This is a genomic window from Microbacterium sp. NPDC055683 (assembly GCF_053617895.1).
Window position 1 is genome coordinate 1 of record NZ_JBSHGQ010000030.1, and the last position, 688, is coordinate 688.

Annotated in this window: 1 rRNA gene and 1 pseudogene; both read left to right on the top strand. The window is 65.4% G+C overall.

Annotated features, from left to right (window positions below):
- Window positions 1–93, top strand: a 5S ribosomal RNA gene (gene rrf, locus ACWGPF_RS11960); the annotation flags it as partial.
- Window positions 94–168: 75 nt separating this feature from the next.
- Window positions 169–688, top strand: a pseudogene (locus tag ACWGPF_RS11965) (DEAD/DEAH box helicase); the annotation flags it as partial.

The following is a 688-nucleotide window of genomic DNA, read 5'->3' on the forward strand; positions in this document are numbered from 1 at the left end:
ACGCCCGGTCACATTCCGAACCCGGAAGCTAAGCCTCTCAGCGCCGATGGTACTGCAAGGGGGACCTTGTGGGAGAGTAGGACACCGCCGGACTTCACGTAACCGAAAGGGCCATCCGACGACGGATGGCCCTTTCGTGCTTTCACCGGGCATCATCGAGGAGTGGACATGCCGAACGACAGCGACCGCGGCGACCGCGAAGGCCGCCCTCCCCGCGACGGGAAGCCTCGCTACAGCGAGAACTCCGGCGACCGCCGGTCCTTCTCTCGCGATGGTGACCGTCGCCCCCACAACCGTGATGGTCAGTCGGGGGAGCGTCGCCCGTTCAACCGTGACGGCCAGTCCGGCGAGCGTCGCCCGTTCAACCGTGACGGCCAGTCCGGCGAGCGTCGCCCGTTCAACCGCGACGGTGGCTCCGGTGAGCGGCGCCCCTATCACCGTGATGGTCAGTCCGGGGAGCGTCGCTCCTATGACCGTGATGGTCAGTCTGGGGAGCGTCGCTCCTATGACCGTGACGGCGAGCGTCGCCCATATAACCGCGATGGCGGTTCGGGGGAGCGTCGTCCCTATAACCGTGATGGTCAGTCGGGTGAGCGTCGTCCCTATAACCGTGATGGTCAGTCGGGCGAGCGTCGTGCCTATAACCGTGATGGTCAGTCGGGCGAGCGTCGTGCCTATAACCGTGATT